The 24,163-nt window shown below is 59.8% G+C and carries 27 protein-coding genes; 15 read left to right on the plus strand and 12 right to left on the minus strand.

Annotated elements, in window-relative coordinates; genetic code table 11:
- Positions 1 to 290: 290 nt before the first annotated feature.
- Entirely contained in the window at positions 291 to 572 is a 282-nt protein-coding gene (locus tag ACQZ5F_RS10170) for a hypothetical protein (RefSeq protein WP_448739318.1), read from the minus strand.
- Here ACQZ5F_RS10170 and ACQZ5F_RS10175 point away from each other — a divergent pair.
- Both ACQZ5F_RS10175 and ACQZ5F_RS10180 read left to right on the plus strand, forming a co-directional pair.
- Positions 505 to 939 (plus strand): hypothetical protein, encoded by a 435-nt coding sequence (locus ACQZ5F_RS10175; RefSeq protein WP_137083590.1) that lies wholly within the window; start codon positions 505 to 507, stop codon positions 937 to 939. The two genes, ACQZ5F_RS10170 and ACQZ5F_RS10175, sit on opposite strands and share 68 nt — an antisense overlap.
- 155 nt (positions 940 to 1,094) lie before the next feature.
- Positions 1,095 to 1,541 carry a DoxX family protein gene (locus ACQZ5F_RS10180; protein WP_046800685.1) on the plus strand — a complete coding sequence of 149 codons (447 nt, stop codon included), beginning with the start codon at positions 1,095 to 1,097 and terminating at the stop codon, positions 1,539 to 1,541.
- Positions 1,542 to 1,605: 64 nt separating this feature from the next.
- Here ACQZ5F_RS10180 and hisG read toward each other — a convergent pair whose 3' ends face one another.
- From hisG to hisS, 4 genes are read right to left on the minus strand one after another with little or no spacing between them, the layout of a single operon-like run.
- The gene (hisG, locus tag ACQZ5F_RS10185) at positions 1,606 to 2,298 is read right to left on the minus strand and encodes an ATP phosphoribosyltransferase (RefSeq protein ID WP_020812640.1); all 693 of its coding nucleotides are present in this window, start codon (positions 2,296 to 2,298) and stop codon (positions 1,606 to 1,608) included.
- Positions 2,295 to 3,422, minus strand: coding sequence for an ATP phosphoribosyltransferase regulatory subunit (locus tag ACQZ5F_RS10190; RefSeq protein ID WP_225339432.1), 1,128 nt, complete (start codon positions 3,420 to 3,422; stop codon positions 2,295 to 2,297). The genes hisG and ACQZ5F_RS10190 overlap by 4 nt, the downstream gene beginning before the upstream one ends.
- 16 nt (positions 3,423 to 3,438) lie before the next feature.
- Positions 3,439 to 3,807 (minus strand): VOC family protein, encoded by a 369-nt coding sequence (locus tag ACQZ5F_RS10195; protein ID WP_225339433.1) that lies wholly within the window; start codon positions 3,805 to 3,807, stop codon positions 3,439 to 3,441.
- Positions 3,808 to 3,811: 4 nt separating this feature from the next.
- Positions 3,812 to 5,398 (minus strand): histidine--tRNA ligase, encoded by a 1,587-nt coding sequence (gene hisS, locus ACQZ5F_RS10200; RefSeq protein WP_225339434.1) that lies wholly within the window; start codon positions 5,396 to 5,398, stop codon positions 3,812 to 3,814.
- A gap of 157 nt (positions 5,399 to 5,555) precedes the next feature.
- Between hisS and relB the strand changes: the two genes are divergently transcribed.
- From relB to copM, 5 genes are read left to right on the plus strand one after another with little or no spacing between them, the layout of a single operon-like run.
- The gene (relB, locus tag ACQZ5F_RS10205) at positions 5,556 to 5,789 is read left to right on the plus strand and encodes a type II toxin-antitoxin system RelB family antitoxin (RefSeq protein ID WP_004440186.1); all 234 of its coding nucleotides are present in this window, start codon (positions 5,556 to 5,558) and stop codon (positions 5,787 to 5,789) included.
- Positions 5,773 to 6,042: a type II toxin-antitoxin system RelE family toxin gene (locus ACQZ5F_RS10210; protein WP_046800682.1), complete on the plus strand. Its 270-nt coding sequence runs from the start codon at positions 5,773 to 5,775 to the stop codon at positions 6,040 to 6,042. Before relB ends, ACQZ5F_RS10210 begins: the two co-directional genes overlap by 17 nt.
- Before the next feature lie 6 nt (positions 6,043 to 6,048).
- Positions 6,049 to 6,813: a hypothetical protein gene (locus tag ACQZ5F_RS10215; RefSeq protein WP_137083578.1), complete on the plus strand. Its 765-nt coding sequence runs from the start codon at positions 6,049 to 6,051 to the stop codon at positions 6,811 to 6,813.
- Between the two features lie 41 nt (positions 6,814 to 6,854).
- Complete coding sequence (locus ACQZ5F_RS10220) at positions 6,855 to 7,259, plus strand: hypothetical protein (protein ID WP_225339435.1); 405 nt, start codon at positions 6,855 to 6,857, stop codon at positions 7,257 to 7,259.
- 58 nt (positions 7,260 to 7,317) lie between these two features.
- A complete protein-coding gene (gene copM, locus ACQZ5F_RS10225) occupies positions 7,318 to 7,692 on the plus strand; it encodes a CopM family metallochaperone (protein WP_225339436.1) in 375 nt (124 codons plus the stop codon).
- A 253-nt stretch (positions 7,693 to 7,945) separates the two neighbouring features.
- Here the strand turns inward: copM and ACQZ5F_RS10230 are convergent, their stop codons facing one another.
- Positions 7,946 to 8,863, minus strand: a complete 918-nt coding sequence (locus tag ACQZ5F_RS10230; RefSeq protein ID WP_020812649.1) for a LysR substrate-binding domain-containing protein — start codon at positions 8,861 to 8,863, stop codon at positions 7,946 to 7,948.
- An 81-nt stretch (positions 8,864 to 8,944) separates the two neighbouring features.
- Between ACQZ5F_RS10230 and ACQZ5F_RS10235 the strand changes: the two genes are divergently transcribed.
- On the plus strand, positions 8,945 to 9,988 hold the full coding sequence (locus tag ACQZ5F_RS10235; protein ID WP_046800677.1) for a YeiH family protein: 1,044 nt from the start codon (positions 8,945 to 8,947) through the stop codon (positions 9,986 to 9,988).
- A gap of 10 nt (positions 9,989 to 9,998) precedes the next feature.
- On the opposite strand, the gene ACQZ5F_RS10240 is transcribed toward ACQZ5F_RS10235, so the two are convergent.
- Together ACQZ5F_RS10240 and ACQZ5F_RS10245 are read right to left on the minus strand one after the other, a co-directional pair.
- Positions 9,999 to 10,442 carry a hypothetical protein gene (locus ACQZ5F_RS10240; protein WP_046800676.1) on the minus strand — a complete coding sequence of 148 codons (444 nt, stop codon included), beginning with the start codon at positions 10,440 to 10,442 and terminating at the stop codon, positions 9,999 to 10,001.
- Positions 10,439 to 11,068 carry a DNA-3-methyladenine glycosylase I gene (locus ACQZ5F_RS10245; protein ID WP_225339437.1) on the minus strand — a complete coding sequence of 210 codons (630 nt, stop codon included), beginning with the start codon at positions 11,066 to 11,068 and terminating at the stop codon, positions 10,439 to 10,441. The genes ACQZ5F_RS10240 and ACQZ5F_RS10245 overlap by 4 nt, the downstream gene beginning before the upstream one ends.
- A 238-nt stretch (positions 11,069 to 11,306) precedes the next feature.
- On the opposite strand from ACQZ5F_RS10245, the gene ACQZ5F_RS10250 reads away from it, so the two are divergent.
- The gene (locus ACQZ5F_RS10250) at positions 11,307 to 12,083 is read left to right on the plus strand and encodes a L,D-transpeptidase (protein WP_046800674.1); all 777 of its coding nucleotides are present in this window, start codon (positions 11,307 to 11,309) and stop codon (positions 12,081 to 12,083) included.
- Positions 12,084 to 12,358: 275 nt separating this feature from the next.
- Positions 12,359 to 13,018 carry an outer membrane beta-barrel protein gene (locus tag ACQZ5F_RS10255; RefSeq protein ID WP_225339438.1) on the plus strand — a complete coding sequence of 220 codons (660 nt, stop codon included), beginning with the start codon at positions 12,359 to 12,361 and terminating at the stop codon, positions 13,016 to 13,018.
- Between the two features lie 393 nt (positions 13,019 to 13,411).
- Here ACQZ5F_RS10255 and glcF read toward each other — a convergent pair whose 3' ends face one another.
- The 3 genes from glcF to ACQZ5F_RS10270 form a co-directional block, all read right to left on the minus strand.
- A complete protein-coding gene (gene glcF, locus ACQZ5F_RS10260; protein WP_225339439.1) occupies positions 13,412 to 14,713 on the minus strand; it encodes a glycolate oxidase subunit GlcF in 1,302 nt (433 codons plus the stop codon).
- Between the two features lie 3 nt (positions 14,714 to 14,716).
- Positions 14,717 to 15,931, minus strand: coding sequence for an FAD-binding protein (locus ACQZ5F_RS10265; RefSeq protein ID WP_448730479.1), 1,215 nt, complete (start codon positions 15,929 to 15,931; stop codon positions 14,717 to 14,719).
- A 238-nt stretch (positions 15,932 to 16,169) separates the two neighbouring features.
- A complete protein-coding gene (locus ACQZ5F_RS10270) occupies positions 16,170 to 17,618 on the minus strand; it encodes an FAD-linked oxidase C-terminal domain-containing protein (protein WP_263647273.1) in 1,449 nt (482 codons plus the stop codon).
- Positions 17,619 to 17,715: 97 nt separating this feature from the next.
- On the opposite strand from ACQZ5F_RS10270, the gene ACQZ5F_RS10275 reads away from it, so the two are divergent.
- A complete protein-coding gene (locus tag ACQZ5F_RS10275) occupies positions 17,716 to 18,615 on the plus strand; it encodes a LysR family transcriptional regulator (RefSeq protein WP_448730478.1) in 900 nt (299 codons plus the stop codon).
- Between the two features lie 144 nt (positions 18,616 to 18,759).
- Here ACQZ5F_RS10275 and ACQZ5F_RS10280 read toward each other — a convergent pair whose 3' ends face one another.
- Positions 18,760 to 20,034 carry a DUF3422 family protein gene (locus tag ACQZ5F_RS10280; protein WP_225339443.1) on the minus strand — a complete coding sequence of 425 codons (1,275 nt, stop codon included), beginning with the start codon at positions 20,032 to 20,034 and terminating at the stop codon, positions 18,760 to 18,762.
- Between the two features lie 295 nt (positions 20,035 to 20,329).
- Between ACQZ5F_RS10280 and ACQZ5F_RS10285 the strand changes: the two genes are divergently transcribed.
- The 4 genes from ACQZ5F_RS10285 (at position 20,330) to ACQZ5F_RS10300 (ending at position 24,024) form a co-directional block, all read left to right on the plus strand.
- Positions 20,330 to 21,103, plus strand: coding sequence for a FadR/GntR family transcriptional regulator (locus tag ACQZ5F_RS10285; protein ID WP_137083556.1), 774 nt, complete (start codon positions 20,330 to 20,332; stop codon positions 21,101 to 21,103).
- Between the two features lie 103 nt (positions 21,104 to 21,206).
- On the plus strand, positions 21,207 to 22,553 hold the full coding sequence (locus ACQZ5F_RS10290; protein ID WP_162249028.1) for a glycosyltransferase family 4 protein: 1,347 nt from the start codon (positions 21,207 to 21,209) through the stop codon (positions 22,551 to 22,553).
- Positions 22,550 to 23,314, plus strand: a complete 765-nt coding sequence (locus tag ACQZ5F_RS10295) for an HAD family hydrolase (RefSeq protein WP_225339444.1) — start codon at positions 22,550 to 22,552, stop codon at positions 23,312 to 23,314. The genes ACQZ5F_RS10290 and ACQZ5F_RS10295 overlap by 4 nt, the downstream gene beginning before the upstream one ends.
- A 269-nt stretch (positions 23,315 to 23,583) precedes the next feature.
- Positions 23,584 to 24,024 (plus strand): NUDIX hydrolase, encoded by a 441-nt coding sequence (locus ACQZ5F_RS10300; RefSeq protein ID WP_046800665.1) that lies wholly within the window; start codon positions 23,584 to 23,586, stop codon positions 24,022 to 24,024.
- Positions 24,025 to 24,163: the final 139 nt, after the last annotated feature.

Genomic DNA, 24,163 nt, shown 5'->3' on the forward strand with positions numbered 1-24,163 from the left:
GTCACCGGAATTAAGAAAGGGCGGTCTTCGGATCGCTCTCTTCTGTTGAAATTTCGCAGGAAAGACTACAATGCAAGATGGCAGGACATCTTCTCGCGCGGGAAACCGGGCGCAGGCTCAAGATATTGTCTCTTTTTGAGACAGCGGCAAATTTAGCCGGCTTGTTTTCGATGACCTATGCAATAATCGGACATCAAGACAGGCGAATCACCACTGCCGACGGGCGGGATTTCCGCCTCATCAAGCTTATAAGTGCGACATTTAGTTGTCTTTTTTCATATATTTCGCGATTACGATGAAGGAATACATAATATTTTTGATTTTCTCACTGAGTGGTTGTTGTAGGCGGAAGAAAATAAACTATAAGTCACCCCCATAAGGGTGCCGCGACTGGACGCAAGCATTGAAGGGGTTTCAATGCCTGGCAAATACGTCCGACTGCGGATGGCGGTGAAAATTCGACCTGGCGGCGAAGCTTGAAAGAGCGGCGCTGGCACGATGTTCATGCGGGGGCGCGATTTGTTCGAAATATCAAGACGCAACGATGCTCTGCCTATGGCTGCATCAACCATGCCCGATCCGCGAACCCTGTCGCATTTCTTTATTTCGGAAGAATGGAATAGCGATCTTTCGAGCGGCGTCATTCGGCTTGGCGAACACGCCTCTTTCATGCACGGCCTGCCGCCGGGTGAATGCGGGCTGCTCAGCCTGATCCGCTGCTATGATCGCGGCGACCATGCCCGTGTGCTGGAACTCTTCGAACAGGCCTCCACCGCAGCCTCGCGTTTCTGTTTTTCGACCGGCGTCTCCATCTTGCCGGCAATGCGGCAGCCGGTCATCTGCATGGGTGAATCCTCCGGTTTCGACGAGGGCCAGCAGGGTCGCATTTCCGGGCTGTTTCTGTTTCCGCGTTTCGAAGATATTCGCTTCGCCGCCTAAGCATCAACGTCAATCGAACGAGCTTCGTTCACAAAATGAAGACAATTTGTCTCCTATTGTTCATCTTTATTGGCGGATGAATTTCGGCCATTGATATTTCCAGACATTGCCTTGCAGCTAACCGGCGAAACGCCGATCATCTACCGGAGATATCCATGTCCAGCAGCCAGAACGTTCTCGTTCTCATCGCCCGCATTCTGCTTTCCTTCATCTTCATCTCGTCGGGCTTCGGCAAGCTCGTCGATCCGGCCGGCACGGCCGGCATGATCACGGGCGCCGGCCTGCCCGCCGCAACCGCGCTTGCCTATCTCGCAGGCCTGTTCGAACTCGTTGCCGGTCTTGCCATTCTCGCTGGTTTCCAGACCAAAATCGCTGCCTGGGCGCTTGCCGTCTTCTGCGTCTTCACCGGTCTGGTGTTCCACAGCGGCACCGTTGCCGTTCCCGGCTGGCCTGAGCCGGCTCTTGGCTGGATCAACACGCTGAACGGCATCATGATGGTGAAGAACATCACCCTTGCCGGCGCATACATCCTGCTAGCCGCCTTCGGCCCCGGCGCCTATTCCGTCGACGCCAGGCGCGGCACGGCTGTGGCCCACGCATAAGCCAAATAGGCCCACCAGAAAAAAAGCCGCCGGATCGCTCCGGCGGCTTTTTTATTTTACGTGGTCAGACCGCAGCCCTTATGCGCGAGGCGATTTCCTGAACCGCCGCATCGCCCTCATGTTCCGGCTTGCGGGCACGCACAAAGCAGGCTTCCGAACGGACGATGATGCCGTCGGAGAGGATTTTCAGGTGGTTGGCCTTGAGCGTCGAGCCGGTGGAGGTGATATCGACGATGATATCCGCCTGCCCTGCCGCCGGCGCACCCTCGGTCGCGCCAAGGCTTTCGACGATGCGATAAAGCTGGATGCCGTGCTGGCGCGAAAAGAACTGCTGTGTCAGCCGCCAGTATTTGGTGGCGATGGCGAGCCTGCGGCCATGACGGGCGCGGAACTCCGAGGCAACATCGCCGAGATCGGCCATACTGTCCACATCCAGCCAGATTTCCGGCACGGCGACGACGACGTCGGCGTGGCCGAAACCGAGGCGGGCGCAGAATTCCACCTGCGCATCGGCATTGGTCAGTCCCTCGCGCACGAGGTCCTCTCCCGTCACGCCGAAATCCACGGTGCCAGCGCCGATCTCGCGGGCGATCTCGGAAGCCGACAGATAGGCGATCTCGATATCGTCGCGCCCTTCGATGCGGCCGCGATAGGAGCGGTCATTGCCGACAGCCGCGACTTTCAGCCCGGCGCGTTCCAGAACGGCGGAGGCGTCTTCCTTCATCCGGCCCTTGGAGGGCAATGCGATGGTGATCATGGCTTGTCGCTCCCGCGCACCGCTTCGATGCGATCCAGCCAGAGCGAAAAGCCCACGGCCGGGATTTTTTCCTGTGCGCCGAGCAGGGTCAGCAACCGGTCGAAACGGCCACCACCGGCCAGAACGCTGTCTCCGCCCGCTTCCACCACCTCGAACACAAGGCCGGTATAATAATCGAGCGGACGGCCGAAGGCCGCGCCATAGGTGACGGTTTCGAGATCGACACCGGCATTGGCAAGTGCCGCGACACGTTTGTCGAAAGCGGAAAGCGCACCATCCAGTTTCAGCTTCGCCTTTACGGCAAAATCGGCCAGAACCTGCGAGGCCTGTGGCAAAGGCGCCTTCAGGGCCAGGAACTGTTTGAGCAGCGCGAAGCTTTCATCCGGCAGGCGCGTAGCGGCAAGCGCCAGTTTTTCCCGCAGGCGGCGGGCGATTTCCTGCGGCGAGCGGCTGGCATTGGTGGAATAGCCGGTTTCCTGCATCACCGTATCGAGATAATCGACCAGCACCGCCTCATCGCCCGTAGCCAGCAGGCCGGCGACGCGGGCGTCAAGGCCGGTCATCGGCTTGGGATGCACAAGGCTTTCCAGCAACGCGTCGAGCTGCGCCATATCGCCAAAGGCCTGCACCAGCCGCTTCTGCCAGCCAAGCGGCAGGCCGAGGGCGGCAACAACCGCTTCGAACACCTGCTGGTCGCCCAGCGTGATGGCAAGCGCCCGGCCCGGCAGCAGGCGCTGCAGAATGCCGGTGGCGTCAATGACAGCGCGGGCATCGGCGGCGGCGATATCGGTATCGCCGAGATCCTCGATACCGGCCTGATAAAACTCGTTGGCACCTTCGCGGCGCTGGCGGAAGACTTCACCGAGATAGGAATAACGCTTCGGCGTGCCGGTCGCCGTTTCGATATGGCGAAGGCAGACCGGGATGGTGAATTCGGGGCGCAGGCAGAGGCTTGCCCCCGTTTCGCTTTCCGTCATGAAGATACGGCGGCGCAAATCCTCGCCGGCCATATCCAGAAACGGTTCAGCAGGCTGGATGACCGGCGTGTTCACACGGCTCGTGCGGCGTGCGGCGAATTCTTCCAGTAGCTCTCCGGAAAATTCCGGCATGTCGATCAGGGGCATGGAACGGTACTTTTCGTCACGGTTCGAGCGGCTGCATCATTTCGATGCGGTTTCCGAAGGGATCATGGACATAAAACCGGTGATACCCTTCAAGCGGCTCATCCTCAACCACATGGCAGCCTGCTGTTTCAAGTGTTTTTCGCAAGGTTACCATATCATCGACCAGAAAGGCCGGATGGGCTTTCTTCGCCGGGCGGAAATCCTGCTCGACGCCGAGATGCAGTTTTATCGAACCCCGGCTGAACCAGCACCCGCCGCGCGCGGCCAGATTGGCGGGCTTGGCCTGCTCCGCAAAGCCGAGCAGGCCACCATAAAAAGAGCGCGCCTCATCTTCACGGCCCGCCGGCATCGCCAGTTGAACATGGTCGAGCGCGAGGATCGCCATGGCCTTAATGCCCTTCGGCGGCGCGGCGAACGTCCTCTGCCTGGTGCTCCAGAATCTCGCGAACCTTCGCCACCAGATCCGCTTCCAGTACGGTGACCTGCGCCACACGCGCCTCGCGCCAGCTGGCATTGTCCTCGATCTCGCCAGACAGGCGCTTGCCTTCGATCAGATCCTTGATCTGCACCACACCTTCGGCACGCTCATCACCGCCCTGGATGATGGCGATGGGGGAGCCGCGACGGTCGGCATATTTCAGCTGATTGCCGAATTTCTTCCAGTTACCCTGATACATTTCGGCGCGGATGCCCTCGGCGCGCAACGCCTGCGTGAATGTCTGGTAACGGCCCATGCTTTGCACATCACCGTCCATGACGGTGATGAGAACGGGGGCAAGCGGCTTCATCTGACCGAGCTTGCCGAGGTTCTTCAGTGCCGTCATCAGCCGCGAGACGCCGATGGAGAAGCCCGTGGCCGGAACCGGCTGGCCCATGAAGCGCGAAACGAGGCCATCATAACGCCCACCGCCACCGACAGAGCCGAACACGACCTTCTCGCCCTTTTCATTGGTAACATCGAAGGTCAGCTCAGCCTCATAAACCGGACCGGTATAATATTCGAGGCCGCGAACGACCGAGGGGTCGATCTTGATGCGATCGGGGCCGTAACCAGCAGAGTGAATTATACTCCGAATCGTGGACAACTCCGCGATTCCCTCAGAAAAGCGTTCATTCGAAATCAAGCGGTTGCCGTCGTACGGAAACATCGCGTGAGGCATCAGCTTCGTATTGACGCTCTGATCGCTGTTCTCGTGGGCTATCTGATGACTTCCAATGCTTACTGTGGACTTAAGGAAACCAATCAGAAGCGTGATGTTTTCGGCATCCAGCCCTGCGCCCTTGGTGAAATCACCGGACTCATCCTTGCGGCCGGGGCCGAGCAGCAGCTTCACGCCTTCCGGGCCGAACTTGTCGAGCTTGTCGATGGCGCGCAGCACGTTGAGGCGACGGCCGGCATTCTCCTCGCCGCCGAGACCGATGGCTTCCATAACGCCATCGAGCACCTTGCGGTTGTTGACGCGAATGACATAGTCGCCACGCGCAATACCGAGCGCTTCCAGCGTATCGGACATCATCATGCACATTTCGGCATCCGCCTGTACACCGGCAGCGCCCACCGTATCGGCATCGAACTGCATGAACTGCCGGAAACGGCCGGGGCCGGGCTTTTCATTGCGGAACACATAACCGGCGCGATAGGTGCGGTATGGCAGCTGGATTTCGTTGAAGTTTTCCGCCACATGACGGGCGAGCGGCGCGGTGAGATCGTAGCGCAGGCTCATCCACTGGTCGTCGTCATCCTGAAGCGAAAACACGCCTTCGTTCGGACGGTCGCTGTCCGGCAGGAACTTGCCGAGCGCATCGGTATATTCGAACTGCGGCGTTTCGATCGGATCGAAACCGTAAAGCTCGTAGACCCTGCGGATCTTGTCGATCATCTCATTGGTGGCATGGATATCGGCAGCCGAGCGGTCCACGAAGCCACGCGGCAGGCGGGCTTTCAGTTTCTGAGGCTTTTTTGCTTTTTCGCTCATGATGCCGATCCGATATTTTCCTGAAATTATGCCGGTGTATTAGAGGATGAAGCCCTGTGCGGCAAGCCGCAAAGGCTCCGGTTCTACTGGCAGCACGGGGCAAGCGGTGCTATATGGGATACATGTATCCCATTTTGGTCGGGAAAGGACGCAAGCAATGAGCAAACAGACGGCCATTCGCCTGCCGGATGAGACCTATGAGCGGCTGAAAGCGCTTTCCGAGCGCACCGGCCGCACCTCCGCCTATTATATCCGCGAGGCGATCGAGAAGCATATCGAGGATATGGAAGATCTCTATCTTGCCGAAGAGGCGACGCGGCGGCGGATCGCAAACAATGAGCGCACCTATACTCTGGAAGAAGTGATGCGCAATCTTGACCTGGAAAATTGAGTTTCAGCACCGCGCCGTCAAGCAGCTTGCAAAGCTGTCCAAGCAAGATGCGAACCGCATCGTTTCGTTTCTCGCAGATCGAGTGGTCCAAGACGAAAATCCTCGCAGGACCGGCACCGCCCTGCAAGGCTCGGAACTCGGAAGTTTCTGGCGCTACCGGGTGGGCGACTACCGCATTATCTGCGATATACAGGACCACAAGCTGGTCGTGCTGGTGGTCGAAATCGGCCATCGCCGTGAAATCTACCGTTAGGCATTCATGATCCTCGAAGCCCTGCAATATGCCGCCACCCGCACGGTGACGCCGAAAGAATTCCGGCCGCATATCCGCTATTCCGTCAACCTGTGGGCACGCGCCAACCGCTGCGCCAAGGCATGGGCGGAGCATGAAAACAACAGCCGGCAATTCGTGCTGCAATCGGCCAGAAAGCTGAAGCAGCGGCGGACGGCAGTGGTGCTGGGATCGGGCCTGTTGCGCGATGTGCCCTATGATGCGCTGGTCGCGATGTTCGATACCGTCGTTCTGGTTGATCTGGTGCATCTTGCCAGCCTGCAGGCGAAGCTGCGCCTCAATGCCAAAAAGAATGTCCGCATCGCCAACCGCGATCTTTCCGGCTTTGACGAAATCCTTGCCGGGAAAGAAGCAGAACCGCTCGATTTCCTGCGGCGGGTGCCCTATCTCGATCTCGTCGTTTCGGCCAATCTCCTGTCGCAGATCGGCACCGGCGCGCGCCACCGGCTGGAGCGGGAGAAAATCACGAATGCGCCGGACGATCTGCTGCCGAAACTCATTCAGACGCATGTCGATGCGCTGGCCGGGCTTCCCTGCAAAGCCTGCCTGGTAACGGACACGTCCTTCGATGTCATCGGCAAGGATGGCAGCCAGCAGCAGCACGAGGATTTACTGCACGGCATCCAGATTTCCTCGCCCACCGCCGCGTGGGAATGGCCGCTTGCCCCCCTTGGAGAGGAAAGCAGGGATTATCGTATCGTACATCACGTCATCGCGCGTGAACTGACCTGAGCGTCATGCTTATTCCACAATTTTCGCGGTAAATTCGCGTCATGCGCCTGATGATCCGCACTTTGATGTTCCTTGCCTGCCTGCTTTACGGTGCAATGCCGGCGCAGATGGCGATGAGCATGCCGATGGACGCGGGCATGGCTGTTTCGCCGCAATCCGCGATGAGCCATGAAAATGGCCATTCGAACCATGCCGGAGATCGGGACACCGGTGCTGAGACCCACGGGCAAGATACAGCCAAAGCCCATAAATCGGGCATGGGCGATTGCTGCCCACATGGCGATGACGCCGCGCATCCCGGATCCTGCGCTGCCTGCCTGATCGTGGTTCCCCAAACGATCTTCGCCGATGCCGGCCGGATGATCTTCGCCTACCCCAAGCCGCAGCGTGGCATTCTCTTCAACGGCAAGGCTTTCGCCCCGCCGCTGCCGCCTCCCCGCGCCTGACGCCAGATTTTTCCACTCAATCCATCGAAAAATCCGTCAGACACAGGAAGGATAATCCATGTCTATCAAGACCATCACACTCGCCGCCGCTTTCGCAACCGCTTTCGCCATGCCCCTTTTCGCCCAGGAAGCGGGCGGCCATTCCGGGCACACCATGTCCAAGGGTGCCGCAAGCGAAACCGATTCCACCAAGGCTTTCATGGAAGCCAGCAAGAAGATGCATGGCGATATGGCCATCGATTATAGCGGCGATGCCGATGTCGATTTCGTGCGCGGCATGATCCCGCATCATCAGGGCGCGATCGATATGGCCAAGGTCCAGCTCGAATATGGCAAAGACCCGGAAATCCGCAAGCTGGCAGAAGAGGTCATCAAGGCGCAGGAAGGCGAAATCGCCATGATGGAGGCCTGGCTGAAATCCAAGGGCAAGTGATTGCTTTTGTGGAAGGGGAGCGCCGGCTGCGGCTCTCCTCTTTTCTTCTCCCCACCGGGGAGAAGGTGGCCCGAAGGGTCGGATGAGGGGGCAAGCTCACCGCATATCGCTACCCTCGCCCCCTCATCCCGCTGCCGCGACCTTCTCCCCGGCGGGGAGAAGAAGCAAGCGGCACCCCTTCGCTTCATCGGCGACGGCGTTACGCAAAGGTGAGACGATGCCGGATTTAGGGAATGTTTGGCACACTGACAGCCTACAACCCCGCAAGACCGGCCTTGTAGTCCTCCGATGCCGCACGACTAAGGCGTTCCAGCTCCATGGCCGCCCGGCTGGTGTGGCGTTCCTTGTGGCGCAAAAGGGCGAAGTTGCGGGCGGGCAGATCAATGCCGGCGCGGACGAGCAAGCCTTGCCGCAGAAAGAGGGATGCCACCGAGGCTGAAACTGCCGTCGCAGCGCCGCCGGAGCGTGCCGCCATCACCACCGCCTCGTTGGACGGCAGTTCCAGCATGACGGAAAGCTCGCCGGGATCCACTCCCATCTGCCGCACCGCCGCCTCGAAGGCGGAACGGGTGCCGGAGCCCTGCTCGCGCAGGACCCATGAGGTGCCATAGAGCATATCGAGCGCGGTGAGATAACGGCCATCGGCGAATGGGTGGGCCGAACCGGTGACGACCAGCAGCTTGTCCGACACGACGGGCTGCACCATCAATGCCGGCTCATCGATCCTGCCTTCGATGAAACCGACCTCCGCCAGACCGTCCAGCACTGCCTGCGTGACAGTCTTGGTATTGCCGATATCGAGCCGGACGGTCACGCCGGGATAAAGCTTTTTGAATTGCATCAGGATCGGCGGCAGCCAGTAGCTTGCAATGGTCTGGCTGGCGCAGACGGTGATTTCGCCGCGCGTCAGCCCACCCATTTCAGAAAGAATCAATTCGGCATTGCGCACACGCGCCAAGGTCGCCTTTGCTTCGCCCAGAAATACCCGGCCGCTTTCGGTCAGCTCGATGTTGCGGCCGACACGATGGAACAGCTCGACATTATAAAAGGCCTCGAGATTCTTGATGGCAGAGCTGACGGCGGAAGCTGTCAGACCGATGGCTTCGGCGGCCCTCGTCAGATGCTCCCGTTCGGCGACGGCGATGAAGATGCGGAGTTGTTCAAAGGTCATGATGCTTCATTCGATTTTATCGAATAATATATGCCATATTATTTGATAGAATAAAACAGGCGGCTACGGCATTGTCTGGCCATGGCACAGCATCGCACCCTCACCTATCCCTTTCAGTTTTCCCTTCGCTGGCTCACCCCGCTTCTGCCGGGCATCCTGCTCTGCGCCGCCGTCAGCTGCGCCGCCATTCTGGCCGAGCGCTTTCAGGTGCGGCTTGCCGGCCATGCATGGCTTGGTGATCTCGTGCTTGCCATTCTGATCGGCACGATCCTACGGTCGCTGGTGTCGCTGCCGGCTGTCGCTTCGGCCGGCATCAAATTCAGCGCCAAGACCCTGCTCGAAATCGCCGTGGCGCTTCTCGGTGCGTCCCTCAGCCTTGCCATTCTCAAGGGCGCCGGCGGGCTGCTGATCGGCGGCATCGCGCTGATCGTCGCATTGTCGCTAATCGTCAGCTATGCCGCCGGGCGGATGCTGGGGCTGCCGCCCAAGCTTGCAACGCTGATTGCCTGCGGCAATTCCATCTGCGGCAACTCCGCCATTGCGGCCGCTGCGCCCGCCATTGGCGCCAAGCCGGAAGATGTTGCCGCCTCGATTGCCTTCACCGCGGTTCTCGGCGTCGCCGCCGTGCTTTTGATGCCGTTCCTGCCGCAGCTCCTCGGCCTCGACGCCACCCAATATGGCATCTTCGCTGGTCTCACTGTCTATGCCGTGCCGCAGGTTCTGGCCGCCACCGCGCCGCTTGGAGCCGTGGCCGTGCAGACCGGCACCATCGTCAAGCTCATCCGTGTGCTGATGCTGGGGCCTGTGATCGCCACGCTTTCCGTCATCCATGGCCAGTCCGGCAAGGGACGTCTGAAGTTGCAGCAGATGGTTCCGTGGTTCATCATCGGCTTTGTGCTGATGATCATGGCCCGCTCATTCGGCCTCATCCCCGAAGTTCTGCTTTCCCCCGTCGCCTCGCTGTCCAATATCCTCACCATCATGTCGATGGCGGCGCTGGGGCTTTCGGTCGATATTCGCAGCCTTCGCCATGCCGGTGGCAAGGTCATTCTCGCCGCCAGCCTGTCGCTGGTGCTGCTGGGTGTTCTGAGTTTCGGCCTGATCGTGCTGACACAGGCGGCCTGAGGGCGCGCCGTTATGTCCCGGTGCTGACCGTCAACGTGTAATGCGCGCCGAGGCCACGGCGCGGCGACCCCAGAATGAGTGTCGGGCGGATCAGCCATTCGGTATCCGCCTTCGGCGTCAGCGTCGCGACCTTGCCGCCGGAATCGCTGAAGAAGATCGCGTCCTCATCCGGCGTCGAAAAATCAAAGACCGCCATCAGGACGAATTCACTGGAGGCGGCAAGTTCGATCTTCACCGTCTGCCCGGCCTTTACTTTCAGGCGGTAGACATCACCACGCCCGCGCCGGGTCCAGCCATCCAGCTTCAGCGGTCCGGCAGGCGGCAGGGCCACTTGCTTCAGCGTTTCGCCGTCATCGAGCCAGATACCGTCAACATTGCGGCTTTCCGCGAATGACGGATGCGGCACGGCGGCCACAGTCATGGTGAAAGCCAGAAGAAGGGAAGTTGCCTTCATGGACGCATGAACTCCCGCCGCATGACCTCGATCGGCTGGCGGCAATGGCAGCCTTCGATATGGTCGTTGACCATACCCATGGCCTGCATGAATGCATAGACGGTCGTCGGGCCGACGAAACTCCAGCCCCGCTTCTTCAGATCCTTCGAAAGACGGATGGAGGCGGCGCTGGTGGGGTTGGCCCTTAACGTCGCATAGTCCAGCCTTTGCGGCCTTTCTGCGGCAGCGGGTTCGAAACCCCAGAAATATCGGGCGAGCGAGCCGAATTCGTCTCGCAGTTCCAAAGCACGGCGGGCATTGTTGATGGTCGAAACGATCTTGCCGCGATGACGGATGATGCCCTTGTCCACAACGCAGCGCTCAATATCGGCATCGCCGAACTCAGCCACCTTTTCGAATTCGAAATTGGCGAAGGCAAGCCGGAAAGCTTCGCGCTTGCGCAGAACCGTCAGCCAGGAAAGGCCAGACTGGAACCCTTCCAGGCAGATCTTCTCGAACAGCCGGCGATCGTCGGTGACGGGATAGCCCCATTCCTCATCGTGATAACGGCTGTAATCCTCCAGCCCCTGCTGCCAGAAACACCGCACACGGCCATCCGCACCGGTTTCAAGTCCCGCTTCGCTCATTCCGCAACAACCCTTTTCCGCTCCCGCGCGTAACCGGTGGAAGCTGCGCACTTACCACTTATTCACCACGTTTCAAAACCGGGCACTAACCTTAAATCCAGCTTTCCCTAATCAAGGGCTTTTTAATGAACAGCCATTTACGATTCGCTGGCGTCGAGGTGCGAACGTGTCCGGCAATGCGGGACAATATTCCCCGCCATTTCCATTGTTGCGGCATACCGCAGAGAGAGTCCACCCGATGACGATGAAGTCCGTTTTTCTGGCGCTGAGCCTCGTTTCCACCCTCACTGTCCCGGCCGCCATGGCCAATGAGCGTTATCGCGAGCGCCCGCCGATCGTCGTCAGCCCGGACCTTTCCGCCCCATGGGTCACGCAGCTGGGTGGCCGCGGCAATGTGCGCCCGGTGGTTTATCCGCGCGCGCCTGCCGCACGCCAGCCATTCTTCCAGCAGCGTCAGGCCGCCATGCCGCAGCGCCCCAGCTCCGGCGTCACATCGCAGCGCCCGGCACGGGTGCAGAATGCCGCCGTGCGACCCAACGCGCCGGTGCGCACGCAGATCGCGCCGCAATTCCTGCCGCAGATCGTCACCTATCAGACCAATGAAAAACCCGGCACCATCGTCATCGATACGCCGAACCGCTTTCTCTATCTCGTGCTCGCCGATGGCAAGGCACGGCGTTATGGCGTCGGCGTCGGCAAACCCGGCTTCGAATGGGCCGGGACACACAAGGTGACCCGCAAGGCCGAATGGCCGAGCTGGACCCCGCCGAAGGAAATGATCAGCCGCGAGGCGGCGAAGGGACATTACCTGCCGGCCTTCATGGAAGGCGGCCCGGCCAACCCGATGGGCGCGCGCGCCATGTATCTCGGTTCCACGCTTTACCGCATCCACGGCACCAACCAGCCATGGACGATCGGCAGCAACAATTCCTCCGGCTGCATCCGCATGCGCAACGAGGATGTCACCGATCTTTATGAGCGCGTAAACGTTGGAACGCGGGTAATTGTGATATGACGGCAACGGTTGCGCCATTCCGGCCGCTGCAGGGCCGGCGTGGCGGCGTATCCGCTTGAATTGCCGCCTTTCAGCGGTACACTCCGGCCCAATTCAATCGAACGAAGCATTCGACGAGACTTGGCGGGGGACGCCAGGCGCCGGACCTCTCTCAGGGGGATGACGGAACGGCCTTAAAACGGGTGGTCAACTGACCGCCCGTTTTTCGTTTCTGTCATTCAAATGTTATCAAAAAACGGTTTGGTGGATTTCTGATATCAATCTGGATTCTCTCCATGCCGCGCCATGCTTCTTTTATCTGCGCCCTGCTCCTCAGCGGCGTTTCCTTCTCTGCCGCGATTGCAGGTGAATTTGAAATTTCCGGTTATGGCGGCTGGCAAAGCGCCCCGCATAGCGATGTGACGGTTTCCGACGGACCGGACTTCCGGGCCGGATGGGAAGGCAAATCATTTTCCAGCCCTCCCTATTGGGGCGTGCGTGGCACCTACTGGTTCGAAGAGGGCCGGCTCAACAATTTTGGTATCTCGCTCGATTTCACCCATGACAAGGTCTATGCCGACGACCAGACGCTTGCCCGCTCCGGCTGGTCGCATTTCGAATTCACCGACGGCCTGAACCTTCTGACGCTGAACGCGCTCTACCGCTTTCCGCTCGAATCCCTGCCGATCACCCCTTATGTGGGCGCCGGCGTCGGCATCAACGTGCCGCATGTGGAGGTGAACCGTCCGTCGGGTAAAACCTTCGAATACCAGTTCGGCGGCGCCACCCTGCAGGCACAGGCCGGCCTCAGCTACCGCATCACGGACAACTGGTCGACCTTCGTGGAATATAAGGGCACCTATTCCTTTATCGACGTTGATATCGACAATGGCGCATCGTTAAAGACCGATATCATCACCAATGCGGTGAATTTCGGCGTGGCGTATAAGTTCTAAAACATGTGGTGCAAAGCCTGCCGGTTGGAAGACGCTCTCTTTTTCCGTCATTTTGGCCGTGACGTTAAATAGGAACGCTAACCGAGCCAATCGCACTGACGTCATCCTCGGGCTTGTCCCGAGGATCTGCCAACGTGTTGATTTTATTCGACGTGATTAGATCCTCGGGACAAGCCCGAGGATGACGCAGAGAGGTCTATGCCCGTCACCACCGACTTTCCGACGGCGGACGCGTGCATGAAAATCTGAACCGGACAATAGTGGTCATGGCCGCCGTGACGGAGAGACGCGAGCGGGAGAGCTGTCTCGTGTCGTGCGAAATCGGAATACCTCCAGACTCTAGATTCGTTTATCTTTTCGGGAAAACCGGGTTCCACTTTTCCCTGGCAGACTCTAAACCGAGAGCCGCGCCGGTTTCGGCCCACCATAGGCCCAGTCCAAGAGCTCCACCGTGTGCAGGATCGGCATCTGCGTGCCGGTTCCGATCTGCGTGATGCAGCCAATATTGCCGGTGGCGATGACATCCGCCCTTGTGGCTTCGATATTCTTGACCTTGCGCGCCTTGAGCTTGGCGGAAATTTCCGGCTGCAGAATATTGTAGGTTCCGGCTGAGCCGCAGCAGAGGTGCCCTTCCGCCGGATCGCGCACGGTAAAACCCGCCGCCTTCAGCAGCTGTTTCGGGGCGAGCGTGATTTTCTGGCCGTGCTGCATGGAGCAGGCGGAATGATAAGCGACCGTCAGGCCCTGGCTTGGCTTTTGCGGCAGATCGAGGGTGGCGAGATATTCGGTGATATCCTTTGCAAGCGCCGAGACCCGCGCGGCTTTTTCCGCATAGGCCGGATCAAGCCGCAGCATATGACCATAATCCTTGATGGTGGTGCCGCAGCCGGAAGCGGTGATGATGATGGCGTCGAGGCCGTCATTCTCCATCTCCCGTGTCCAGACATCGACATTGCGCCGTGCCGAGGCGAGCGCCGCTTCCTCCCGACCCATGTGATGCACCAGAGAACCACAGCAACCCTCCCCCTTCGGCACCACGACCTCGATGCCGAGCCGCGCAAGCAGGCGCAGCGTCGCCTCGTTGATACCAGGGTCGAGCACTGGCTGAGCGCAGCCGGTGAGAATGGCGACACGCCCGCGTTTTTTGCCTTCGGCCGGCCGGTCACCCGGACGGGCGGAAGCGGAGGCTGCAGGCACGGCGGCGGGCGCAAGAGCGAGCATGGATTGCAGCGGTTTCAGCGCCGGAACCCTGGCAAGCAGGCCTGAGAAGGGCCGTGCCAGCCGGGCCAGATGCAGGGCCAGCCGGAAACGGGCGGGATGGGGCAGGACGGCAACCAGAAGATTGCGGAACAGCCGATCCATGAAGGGGCGTTTATAGGTTTGTTCGATATGGGCGCGGGCATGATCGACCAGATGCATGTAATCCACGCCGGAGGGACAGGTGGTGGTGCAGGCAAGGCAGGAGAGACAGCGGTCGATATGGGTGACGACCTCACGGTCAGCCGGGCGACTGTTTTCCAGCATGTCCTTGATGAGGTAGATGCGGCCACGCGGGCTGTCCAGCTCGTTGCCAAGCGTGACATAGGTGGGACAGGTGGCGGTGCAGAAACCGCAATGCACACATTTGCGCAGGATTTTTTCGGATTCCGCCACATGCGGATCGGCCAGCTGCTCGGGCGTGAAGGATGTTTGCATGGTTCAGACGGCCCTTTCCATCGCTGCGGCCATCTTGCCGGGATTGAAGATGCCCGCCGGATCCAGCTTCTCCCTGATACGCGCAGAAAGCAGCGCTTCCGCCGCCGGGCGCGGTTCGAAGGCAGCGACAGTGGCGCGCGCCGCATCACTTGCCCTCACCAAAGTTGCGTGGCCGCCGCCGAGTGCCCGGATCGCGCCGCGCAGCAAATCCGCCTCGGGGTCGGCCTCCATCTGCATCCAGACAAGGCCGCCCTGCCAGTCGTAAAAGGCGTCAATGCCTGCTTCCATGCGCAGCGCCGCGACAAGCCGGTGGCCCGCGGCGGGCGCGACGGAAACTTTCCAGAGCGGCTTGGTATTCTGCCCGGCATAGGGCGCGACATCACGCACCTGTCGCCATAGAAGGCCGCTCTCTTCTTTCTCCAGCAGCGCCCATGGCCCGACCCGGTCCATTACCGACAGAAGCTTGCGGACGCGCGCTTCCACCGATGCGGCAAGCCCTTCCAGCCGCAGGATCGTCGCTGGGCCTTCCGGCAGGCTATCTTCGATAAAGCGCGAGCGAACGCTTTCCGGCAGATGCGCCGCGCCGGATACCTCGACGCTCATCGCCATCGCCGCCGCCATGATGCGTGTCGCCGCCTCGTCATCCAGACCGGACACGACCACTGTTTTTTCAGCCGGCGGTTTCGGCAGCACGCGGAAGGTCACTTCGGTGAGGAAACCAAGCGTGCCGAAAGAACCCGCGAGAAACTTCGACAGATCGAGACCAGTGACATTCTTCATCACCCGGCCGCCAGCCTTGATGATCTCGCCATTGCCGTTGACGAAGCGGATGCCGAGCAGGCTATCGCGCGCCGCGCCCGCTACATACCGCCGCGGCCCGGAAACATTGGCGGCAAAGACGCCGCCGATGGTCGGCTCGCCTTTGGTACCCATGATCGGGCGATGGTCCATCGGCTCGAAGGCCATCATCTGGCGGTTTTCGGCAAGGGCGGCTTCGACGGTGGCGAGCGGAGTGCCGGCCTTTACGGTCATGACCATTTCGGCGGAAACGTAAGAGACGATACCGTTCATCGCACGGGAAGAGAGCGTGGAGTCTGCCGCCACCACGTTGCCGAAACCGGAGCGGGTGTTGCCGCCGATGATTTTCAGCGCGGCTTTTCGGGTTGCGTGGTCGCGGATGATATCGGCGGCCTGTGTTTCTGCGTATGGGGTCAGCATGGGGCGGCGAACTCCGGGCATCGGACAGCGACGTTTGCGCGAGGGATACCCCCCTCTGCCCTGCCGGGCATCTCCCCCACAAGGGGGGAGATCGACTCGCGGCAAGGCCCCGCATTTTTCTTCGGTAGAGATGGAGCGACGCAGGTGCGTCTTGCCAATCTCCCCACCTGTGGGGGAGATGCCCGGCAGGGCAGAGGGGGGTAAGCCACACCCACAGAGATCACAAAGCTCAAACCCATCATCCCCTCCCCTCCAACGGAAATACTTTCGACGGGTTCATCAACCACCCCTCGTCAAAAGCCGCTCTCACCGCCATCTGCTGGGCAAGATCGGCCTCGCCATACTGGTGGCGCATCAAATCCCGTTTTTCGATGCCCACACCATGTTCGCCGGTCAGGCAGCCACCGGCATCGACGCAGAGCTTCAGGATTTCATTGCCTGCCTCTTCCGCGCGGGCGGCATCGTCTGGATCGTTGGCGTTGAACAGGATGAGCGGGTGCATGTTGCCATCGCCGGCATGGAAGACATTGGCGACGCGCAGGCCGAGCCGGTCGGTAATCTCGCTCGTCTTTTTCAGCACGTAAGAAAGCTGCGAAAGCGGCACCGTGCCATCCATACAGATATAATCCGCAATACGTCCCGTCGCGCCGAAGGCGGATTTGCGGCCTTTCCAGATCGCCGCCGCCTCCATGGCCGACTGGCATTCCTTCACAGTCTTCACGCCATGTTTTTTGGCGATGGTGACGATATCAGCCAGCATGGCGTCCATTTCCGCCTCGGAGCCTTCGACCTCGACAATCAAAAGCGCGCCGACATCCAGCGGATATCCCGCCTTGGCGAAGGCCTCGCAGATCTCGATGGCCGGTTTGTCCATGAATTCGATGGCAACAGGGATAATGCCGGCCCCGATGATATCGGCGACGCAGGAGCCAGCCTCCTCGGATGTCTCGAAGCCGAACAACACCGGTCGTGCGCCTTCCGGCTTGGCGATCAGTCGCACCGTCGCTTCGGTGACGATGCCGAGCTGACCTTCCGAGCCGCAGACGAGAGCGAGCAGATCATAACCGGCGGCGTCGAGGTGCTTGCCGCCCAGTTCCAGCACCGTGCCATCCACCAGCACCATTTTCACGCCGAGCAGATTATTGGTGGTGACGCCATATTTCAGGCAATGCGCGCCGCCGGAATTCATGCCGATATTGCCGCCGATTGTGCAGGCAAGCTGCGAGCTTGGGTCCGGCGCATAAAAGAAACCTTCCGCACCGGCCGCATCTGAGATGGAGAGATTGGTGACGCCCGCCTGCACCCGCGCGGTACGATTGTAAAAATCGAGTTCGAGGATCGAGGCCATTTTCGAAAGGCCGATCACCACCGCATCCTCCTGCGGGATCGCGCCACCAGACAGCGAGGTGCCGGCGCCGCGCGGTACGACCGGAATGCCGTAGCGATGACAATGTTTCATCACTGCTGCCACCTGCTCCGTCGTCTTCGGCAGTGCGACGGCCAGCGGCAGACGGCGGTAGGACACGAATGCATCGGTTTCGAAAGGCACGAGTTCGCGCGGTTCGTGCACAAGACAATCTTCCGGCAAGATATCCTTCAGATCGGATATGATGCGGTCACGGCTTGCGACGACCTTCGCACGCGGCTCCAGAAACTTGATCGGCTGCGTCACCGCCCCCTCCTCCATGCATATCCTGCCAACTGGTATTCTTTCTTTACCACTTTGAAACAGCGCAATCAAATGTTATGGATTTTTTCCATTCCGGAAATAATCGAGGGCAACTGTGACAAATCTGGGTGATCTGGAAGTCTTTGCAAGCGTTGTCGCCTCCGGCAGCATGTCGATGGCGGCCAAGGAGCTTGGTTATTCGCCCGCCGTCATTTCCAAGCGCATCAAGCGGCTGGAAGAAAAGCTCGGCGCGCGGCTTTTCCAGCGCACCACGCGGCAAATTTCGCTGACTGAGGCCGGACAGGGATTTTACGAGCGGGTGCTTGCCGTGCTGGAAGGGCTGGAAGAGGCCGAGGATTTCGTGTCCGGCCGGGCCAACACCGTCAACGGCACGCTGAAGATTTCCGCCCCCACCTCCTTCGGGCGCATGCATATCGCGCCGCATCTCAAGGCTTTCATGGAGCGACACCCGGACCTTTCAGTCAATCTGGTGCTGAGCGACGAATTCATCGATATCATTGAGGGCGGTTACGATCTGGCCATCCGCATTGCCGATCTCAATTCCTCCAGCCTCGTGGCCCGAAGGCTGGCGCCGGTGCGCCGCGTGCTTTGCGCTTCGGCGGAATACGTCGCGGCCCATGGTATGCCTGATACAATCGAGGATCTGAAAAAGCACCGCTGCCTGCCGGCCCATAATAATGATGTCTGGCGGCTGGAAGGACCGGGCGGTGCGATGAGCATCCGCCCGGAAGGCATGCTTATCACCAATTCCAGTGAGGTGATCCGCGAGGCGGTGATTTCAGGGCTTGGCATAGCGCTGCGTTCCACCTGGGATATCGGCCATGAATTGCGCGCCGGCAAACTGGTGCAGGTTCTGCCCGGCTACGAGGGGTCGCGCAACGTCACGCTATCAGCGGTTTATCCGAGCCGGCAGTTCCTGCCCGCGAAAGTGCGGCTGTTCATCGATTATCTGGCAAGGCTCTATGGCCCTTCACCCTATTGGGAGCAGGGCTGAAGGGGCCGCCGCCTCCCTCATCCCTGTGCTTGTCACAGGGATTCAGCCAGCCCAAGTCCTTGGGCTGAAAGGACTCTTTTCGCCGCGCAGACGCGCGTCGGCTGGATTCCTGTGACAAGCACAGGAATGAGGGAAACTTGGCCCTTAGTGCCCGCCCTCCGCGTGGGAGCGGCGGATGCGGCGTACCACCCACCAGACGCCGAGGACCGCGAAGGGAACGGAGATGCCGGTGACCATGGCGGGGTCGAGCGGCAGCACATCATGGCTGATCGCCTTGGTGAGATAACCGATCAGACCAACGACATAATAGGAAATGGCGGCGACCGAGAGGCCTTCGACCGTCTGCTGCAGGCGAAGCTGCATGGCGGCGCGCTTGTTCATGGTATTGAGCAGCACCGTATTCTGCCGTTCCAGTTCCACATCGATCCAGCTTCTGACGAGCGCCGTGGCGCGGTAGAGCTTGCGCGACAGGTTGGCCTGCCGCTCCTCAACCGACTGGCAGGTGCGCATGGCGGGCGCCATGCGCCGCTCCAGAAAGCTGCCCATGGTCTCATGGCCCTGCACCGGGGTTTCCGCAAGCGCCCGGATGCGTTCGCGCACGATGCCGTCATAGGCGCGGCTGGCGCCGAAGCGATAGAGGCTGAGCGCGGCATTGGCTTCCAGCTCCGCCGCGAGCCGGGTCATCTCGGCCAGAAGCGCATCGGCCTCGTCGCGTGCGCCGTTTTTCATGCGCTGGGTGATGCCCGTCAAACCATCTTCGATGCGGCGGATTTCCGGCGAGAGCGTCTGCGCCATCGGCAGGCCGAGCATGGCAAGGGTGCGATAGGTCTCGATATCGAGAAGCCGCTGCACCAGCGCGCCGCGGCTGTAATCGCTCAAGCCGCGATCGATTACCAATATCTGCGTCAGCCCGTCGCGATCCTGCCGGAAATCGGTGAGGATCGCCGCCTGCCCGTCGCGCACGTCGCTGTGACAGAGGCTGGTCGGTTCGAAGATCGCCTCCGCCTGAGACGCCACACCATTCTCCGGGCGGATTTCAAGCCGCACGCCCGAGATCAGCGAGCCGGGCGGCGAAAAGCCGTCGCCGAAGGGGTCGCCGGCAATCTCGCCGCCGAATTTTTCCGGCGCGGGGCCATCCCAGAACCAGGTCGAGAATTCCGTGTGCCGCTCCCAGCGCAAGGTCCCCTGCCCCCAGGGCATGGCGTGGTGGCGGGCGTCGCGTTCCGGCGGCGTAACACCGCGACCGCGCGACATTTCCGCGATGACCGAGTGATGCACGGCCGAGCCACCATCCATCATGAAGGCAAGCTGGACGATGATGCGCGACGGGGCGAGAAGCACCGTCGGCCGCGCATGAACCTCCCCGAGCGCCAGCGACCTTTCCGGCGCGCTTGCGAAAGCAAATCTACCCTTGGCCATGCGATACCGTCCCCGCCTGTTTCCGCCGGTTTTCTAAAGCATCCATCGCAATGAAAACACCACAATCGAAGCGGCTGTCATTGTTTTGATCCAACCTGCGGAAAAATCCACCATCGTCACCCTGTCCTGCCGCTGCTGCTTTAACAAAAGCCAGTTTCAAAAGGCAGATGTCGTGTTGCCGCAGGCATGGCACAGCCTGGCGGAGAACTGGATAGAATATTTGACCAGTGCGACGCTTCGCTGATAGTTTGCTCCACATCAAATACGGGGCGGGATTTCGCCGGAGACTTCTGCGATGGACGAAACGCTTTTTGCGCGCATCGAGCACAGCCGCACATCACAGGAGGTGATCTTACGCTTCGAGGAATTGATCCTCGACGGCATATTGCGGGATGGCGACCGGCTGCCCGGCGAGCGCGAACTGGCGCAAAAGCTGGATGTCTCGCGGCCGATCCTTCGGGAAGCGCTGAAGGAGCTTGAGACCCGTGGCCTTCTCATCAGCCGGCATGGCGGCGGCACCTATGTCGCGGATATTGTCGGGCCGGTGTTTTCCGACCCCTTGAGCGCGCTGATTACCCGCCACAGCCGGGCGACGCGGGATTTTCTCGAATATCGCCGTTATATCGAAGGCATGACCGCCGAACTTGCGGCGCAGCGGGCGACGGAACCGGACAGGCGCAATCTGACAGCTATCGTCGACAGGATGAGGGAAGCCCATGAGGCCGGCCGCTTCGATGACGAGCTTTCCGGCGATGTGGAATTTCACAATGCCATTGGCGAAGCGGCGCATAATATCGTGCTGATGCACACATTGCGGTCATGTTACCGGCTTTTGAGCGATGACATCTTTTATAACCGCCATCTCATCTTCACCGTCGCGGGCGCCCATGACGAGGTGCTGAGACAGCATATCGCGATCCATGACGCCATCGCGAGCGGGGATCCGGCGGCGGCAAGGGCTGCGGCCGAGGCTCATATCGACTTCATCGTGGAAACGACATTCCGGGCGCATCAGGCGCGCGAATGGGACCGGATTTCCCGCCTGAGACAACAGCAGCGCAGCACCTGAAAACGCCATCCGGCGAAATACGGCACCTATTTTATTCAGGTTTTTATGGAACCTTTTGTGCTCTTTGGTCTTTTAATCGGGTTAATTGGAAAAATTTACCAAGATGGGACCCATGACGACCACGAGCGAAACTGAACGCTATCCGCGGATAGCTCTCATATCGACGCATGGCTATGTCGCCGCGCATCCGCCACTGGGTGCTGCCGACACCGGTGGACAGGTGGTTTATGTGCTTGAGCTTGCACGCAAACTCGGCCAGCTCGGTTATACTGTCGATCTCTATACCCGCCGCTTCGAAGACCAGCCGGAATTTGACGAGGTTGACGAGCGCGTCCGTGTGGTGCGCATTCCCTGTGGCGGGCGCGATTTCATTCCCAAGGAATATCTGCATCGCCACCTGATGGAGTGGTGCGAAAATGCACTGCGTTTCATCAAGAAGAACGACCTGAATTATTCTTTCATCAACAGCCATTACTGGGATGCTGGCGTGGCCGGACAGCGGCTGTCCGAAGCGTTGAAAATCCCGCATCTGCACACGCCGCATTCGCTCGGCATCTGGAAAAAACGCCAGATGGAGACCGACTATCCGGAAAAGGCCGATACGTTCGAACTGGAATTCAATTTCAAGGAGCGTATCCAGCACGAGCTGATCATCTATCGCAGCTGCGACATGGTGATTGCCACGACGCCGGTGCAGCTTGACGTGCTGATCGAAGATTACGGGCAAAAGCGCAAACACATCCACATGATCCCGCCGGGTTATGACGATAATCGCTTCTTCCCGGTTTCGGATGCAACGCGGCAGATGATCCGTCAGCGTTTCGGTTTCGAAGGCAAGGTGGTGCTGGCGCTGGGGCGGCTTGCCACCAACAAGGGTTATGATCTGCTGATCGATGGTTTCTCCGTTTTGGCGGAGCGCGAGCCGGAAGCCCGCCTGCATCTGGCCGTCGGCGGCGAGAATATGGACGAGCAGGAGACCACCATTCTCAACCAGTTGAAGGACCGGGTAAAAACGCTCGGACTGGAAGACAAGGTCGCATTTTCCGGTTACGTCGCGGATGAGGATCTGCCGGATATATATCGCGCCGCCGATCTCTTCGTGCTTTCCAGCCGTTACGAACCTTTCGGCATGACGGCGATTGAAGCGATGGCGAGCGGCACACCCACCGTCGTTACCATCCATGGCGGGTTGTTCCGGGCCGTCAGTTATGGCCGCCATGCGCTGTTTGCCGATCCTTTCGACAAGGAGGACCTCGGCATAACCATGATGAAACCGTTCAAGCATGAGCGGCTTTACGGGCGGCTTTCGCGTATGGGCGCGCACAAGGCGCGCAGCCTGTTCACATGGACGGGCATCGCGCAGCAATTGCTGGCGCTTGTAGAAGGCAGGACCATGATGCCGGTTCTGGAAGAGGCGGACTGGGCCGAACCGTGGAATGACGGCGATTGAGACCGCTTCGCCTTTTTTCCACCGATCTCGACGGAACTGTCGTCGGCAACAACGATGCCACGCGTCGGTTCCGCGATTTCTGGCAATCACTGCCGGACGAGCACCGTCCGGTTCTGGTCTTTAATAGCGGCAGGCTGGTCGATGACCAGCTTGCGCTGTTGGAAGAGGTGCCACTGCCGCGGCCCGATTATATCATCGGCGGCGTCGGAACCATGCTACACGCGAAGGAGCGCGGCGAGCTGGAAAGCGCCTACAGGCACTCACTCGGCACCGGCTTCGACCCGAGGAGGATTGCCGATGTCATGGGACGCCTGCCTGATGTGACGATGCAGGATGAGCAATATCAGCACGGCCTCAAATCCAGCTGGTTCCTGCATGATGCCGATGAGAAAGCGCTTGCCGATATCGAAGCAGCGCTGCTGGCGGCTAAGATCGATGCCCGCATCATCTATTCCAGTGGTCGTGACCTCGACATATTGCCAAAGGCCGCCGACAAGGGTGCCGCATTGGCATGGTTATGTGGACAACTGCATATCGGCCTCGACGAATCGGTCGTCGCGGGCGATACTGGCAATGATCGGGCGATGTTCGAGTTAAATGACGTTCGCGGCGTGATCGTTGGCAATGCCTTGCCGGAACTTGTTTCCATGGCAAACAGCAATGGCCGGTTTTACCTCTCGGGCGCGACTGAAGCGGATGGTGTGATTGAAGGTCTCCGACATTGGGGACTGGATATGGGGCCAGCGCAATTCCGGCCGTAGCCCTTGAACGGTTTGCGTTCCGAATGACCTGAAAGCAGACAGATACGGAATTCCGCAATCGGCTGTTGAACCGGGAACACCCCGGCGAGCTTCCGTTCGCCTCCATCTGCCCCCCTGATCTTCATCAGCGTGAAGACAATAGTGGGTTATGGATGAAGGGGGATTGGCGGAACATCCAGCATATCTATATTAGCAATTATCACTACCCGGCAAACAAGGATTTATACGGATTGAAGATTTTGAATCGATTGGCGACAGACGTTGGCTTGATGTTGCGCAGACCGCCGCGACAGCAATATGCGGCGCTGTGCTATCGATTGTCCAAAAAAAATCCGGAGCCGGAAGTCCTGCTGCTGACCAGCCGGGATACGGGACGATGGGTCATTCCCAAAGGCTGGCCGATGGGCGGCAAGAAGGCCCATGCGGTGGCCGAGCAGGAAGCCTATGAGGAAGCTGGCGTCAAAGGCACGGTGGAGAAGGCTCCCTTCGGCTTTTATGAATATGAGAAAAAACTGAACAGCGGCATCAACGTGCCGTGCAGGGTTCAGGTGCATCTGCTCGAAGTCTCGGAAATGCAGGAGAGCTTTCCCGAAAGAGACTCCAGAAGGCTGGAATGGGTCACCCCCAAGGAAGCGAACAGGCGGGTCAATGAGCCGGAGCTGAAGGCGCTGATGCTGGCTTTCGACAAGCGGATGGCGCATTCGAAATAGCGCCGCCGCCCGAAGCGTGGCAATGTGCAGTTTGTTTTTCCAACATGGCTTTTATCGTCTTTCATTTTGGAAAGATGTGCGAGATGTAACAGTCTTTCTGTAAAATTGCCTTCAACCTGCGACACTGCCGGACGAGAGG

The sequence above is a fragment of the Agrobacterium sp. 22-210-1 genome (assembly GCF_053522525.1).

Bases quoted from the DNA above. Each gene is read 5' to 3' on its own strand.
- ACQZ5F_RS10175 (WP_137083590.1), top strand. From the start codon at position 505: ATGCGGGGGCGCGATTTGTTCGAAATATCAAGACGCAACGATGCTCTG.
- ACQZ5F_RS10170 (WP_448739318.1), bottom strand. From the start codon at position 572: ATGGTTGATGCAGCCATAGGCAGAGCATCGTTGCGTCTTGATATTTCG.
- ACQZ5F_RS10180 (WP_046800685.1), top strand. From the start codon at position 1,095: ATGTCCAGCAGCCAGAACGTTCTCGTTCTCATCGCCCGCATTCTGCTT.
- hisG (WP_020812640.1), bottom strand. From the start codon at position 2,298: ATGATCACCATCGCATTGCCCTCCAAGGGCCGGATGAAGGAAGACGCC.
- ACQZ5F_RS10190 (WP_225339432.1), bottom strand. From the start codon at position 3,422: ATGCCCCTGATCGACATGCCGGAATTTTCCGGAGAGCTACTGGAAGAA.
- ACQZ5F_RS10195 (WP_225339433.1), bottom strand. From the start codon at position 3,807: ATGGCGATCCTCGCGCTCGACCATGTTCAACTGGCGATGCCGGCGGGC.
- hisS (WP_225339434.1), bottom strand. From the start codon at position 5,398: ATGAGCGAAAAAGCAAAAAAGCCTCAGAAACTGAAAGCCCGCCTGCCG.
- relB (WP_004440186.1), top strand. From the start codon at position 5,556: ATGAGCAAACAGACGGCCATTCGCCTGCCGGATGAGACCTATGAGCGG.
- ACQZ5F_RS10215 (WP_137083578.1), top strand. From the start codon at position 6,049: ATGATCCTCGAAGCCCTGCAATATGCCGCCACCCGCACGGTGACGCCG.
- ACQZ5F_RS10220 (WP_225339435.1), top strand. From the start codon at position 6,855: ATGCGCCTGATGATCCGCACTTTGATGTTCCTTGCCTGCCTGCTTTAC.
- copM (WP_225339436.1), top strand. From the start codon at position 7,318: ATGTCTATCAAGACCATCACACTCGCCGCCGCTTTCGCAACCGCTTTC.
- ACQZ5F_RS10230 (WP_020812649.1), bottom strand. From the start codon at position 8,863: ATGACCTTTGAACAACTCCGCATCTTCATCGCCGTCGCCGAACGGGAG.
- ACQZ5F_RS10235 (WP_046800677.1), top strand. From the start codon at position 8,945: ATGGCACAGCATCGCACCCTCACCTATCCCTTTCAGTTTTCCCTTCGC.
- ACQZ5F_RS10240 (WP_046800676.1), bottom strand. From the start codon at position 10,442: ATGAAGGCAACTTCCCTTCTTCTGGCTTTCACCATGACTGTGGCCGCC.
- ACQZ5F_RS10245 (WP_225339437.1), bottom strand. From the start codon at position 11,068: ATGAGCGAAGCGGGACTTGAAACCGGTGCGGATGGCCGTGTGCGGTGT.
- ACQZ5F_RS10250 (WP_046800674.1), top strand. From the start codon at position 11,307: ATGACGATGAAGTCCGTTTTTCTGGCGCTGAGCCTCGTTTCCACCCTC.
- ACQZ5F_RS10255 (WP_225339438.1), top strand. From the start codon at position 12,359: ATGCCGCGCCATGCTTCTTTTATCTGCGCCCTGCTCCTCAGCGGCGTT.
- glcF (WP_225339439.1), bottom strand. From the start codon at position 14,713: ATGCAAACATCCTTCACGCCCGAGCAGCTGGCCGATCCGCATGTGGCG.
- ACQZ5F_RS10265 (WP_448730479.1), bottom strand. From the start codon at position 15,931: ATGCTGACCCCATACGCAGAAACACAGGCCGCCGATATCATCCGCGAC.
- ACQZ5F_RS10270 (WP_263647273.1), bottom strand. From the start codon at position 17,618: ATGGAGGAGGGGGCGGTGACGCAGCCGATCAAGTTTCTGGAGCCGCGT.
- ACQZ5F_RS10280 (WP_225339443.1), bottom strand. From the start codon at position 20,034: ATGGCCAAGGGTAGATTTGCTTTCGCAAGCGCGCCGGAAAGGTCGCTG.
- ACQZ5F_RS10285 (WP_137083556.1), top strand. From the start codon at position 20,330: ATGGACGAAACGCTTTTTGCGCGCATCGAGCACAGCCGCACATCACAG.
- ACQZ5F_RS10290 (WP_162249028.1), top strand. From the start codon at position 21,207: ATGGGACCCATGACGACCACGAGCGAAACTGAACGCTATCCGCGGATA.
- ACQZ5F_RS10300 (WP_046800665.1), top strand. From the start codon at position 23,584: ATGTTGCGCAGACCGCCGCGACAGCAATATGCGGCGCTGTGCTATCGA.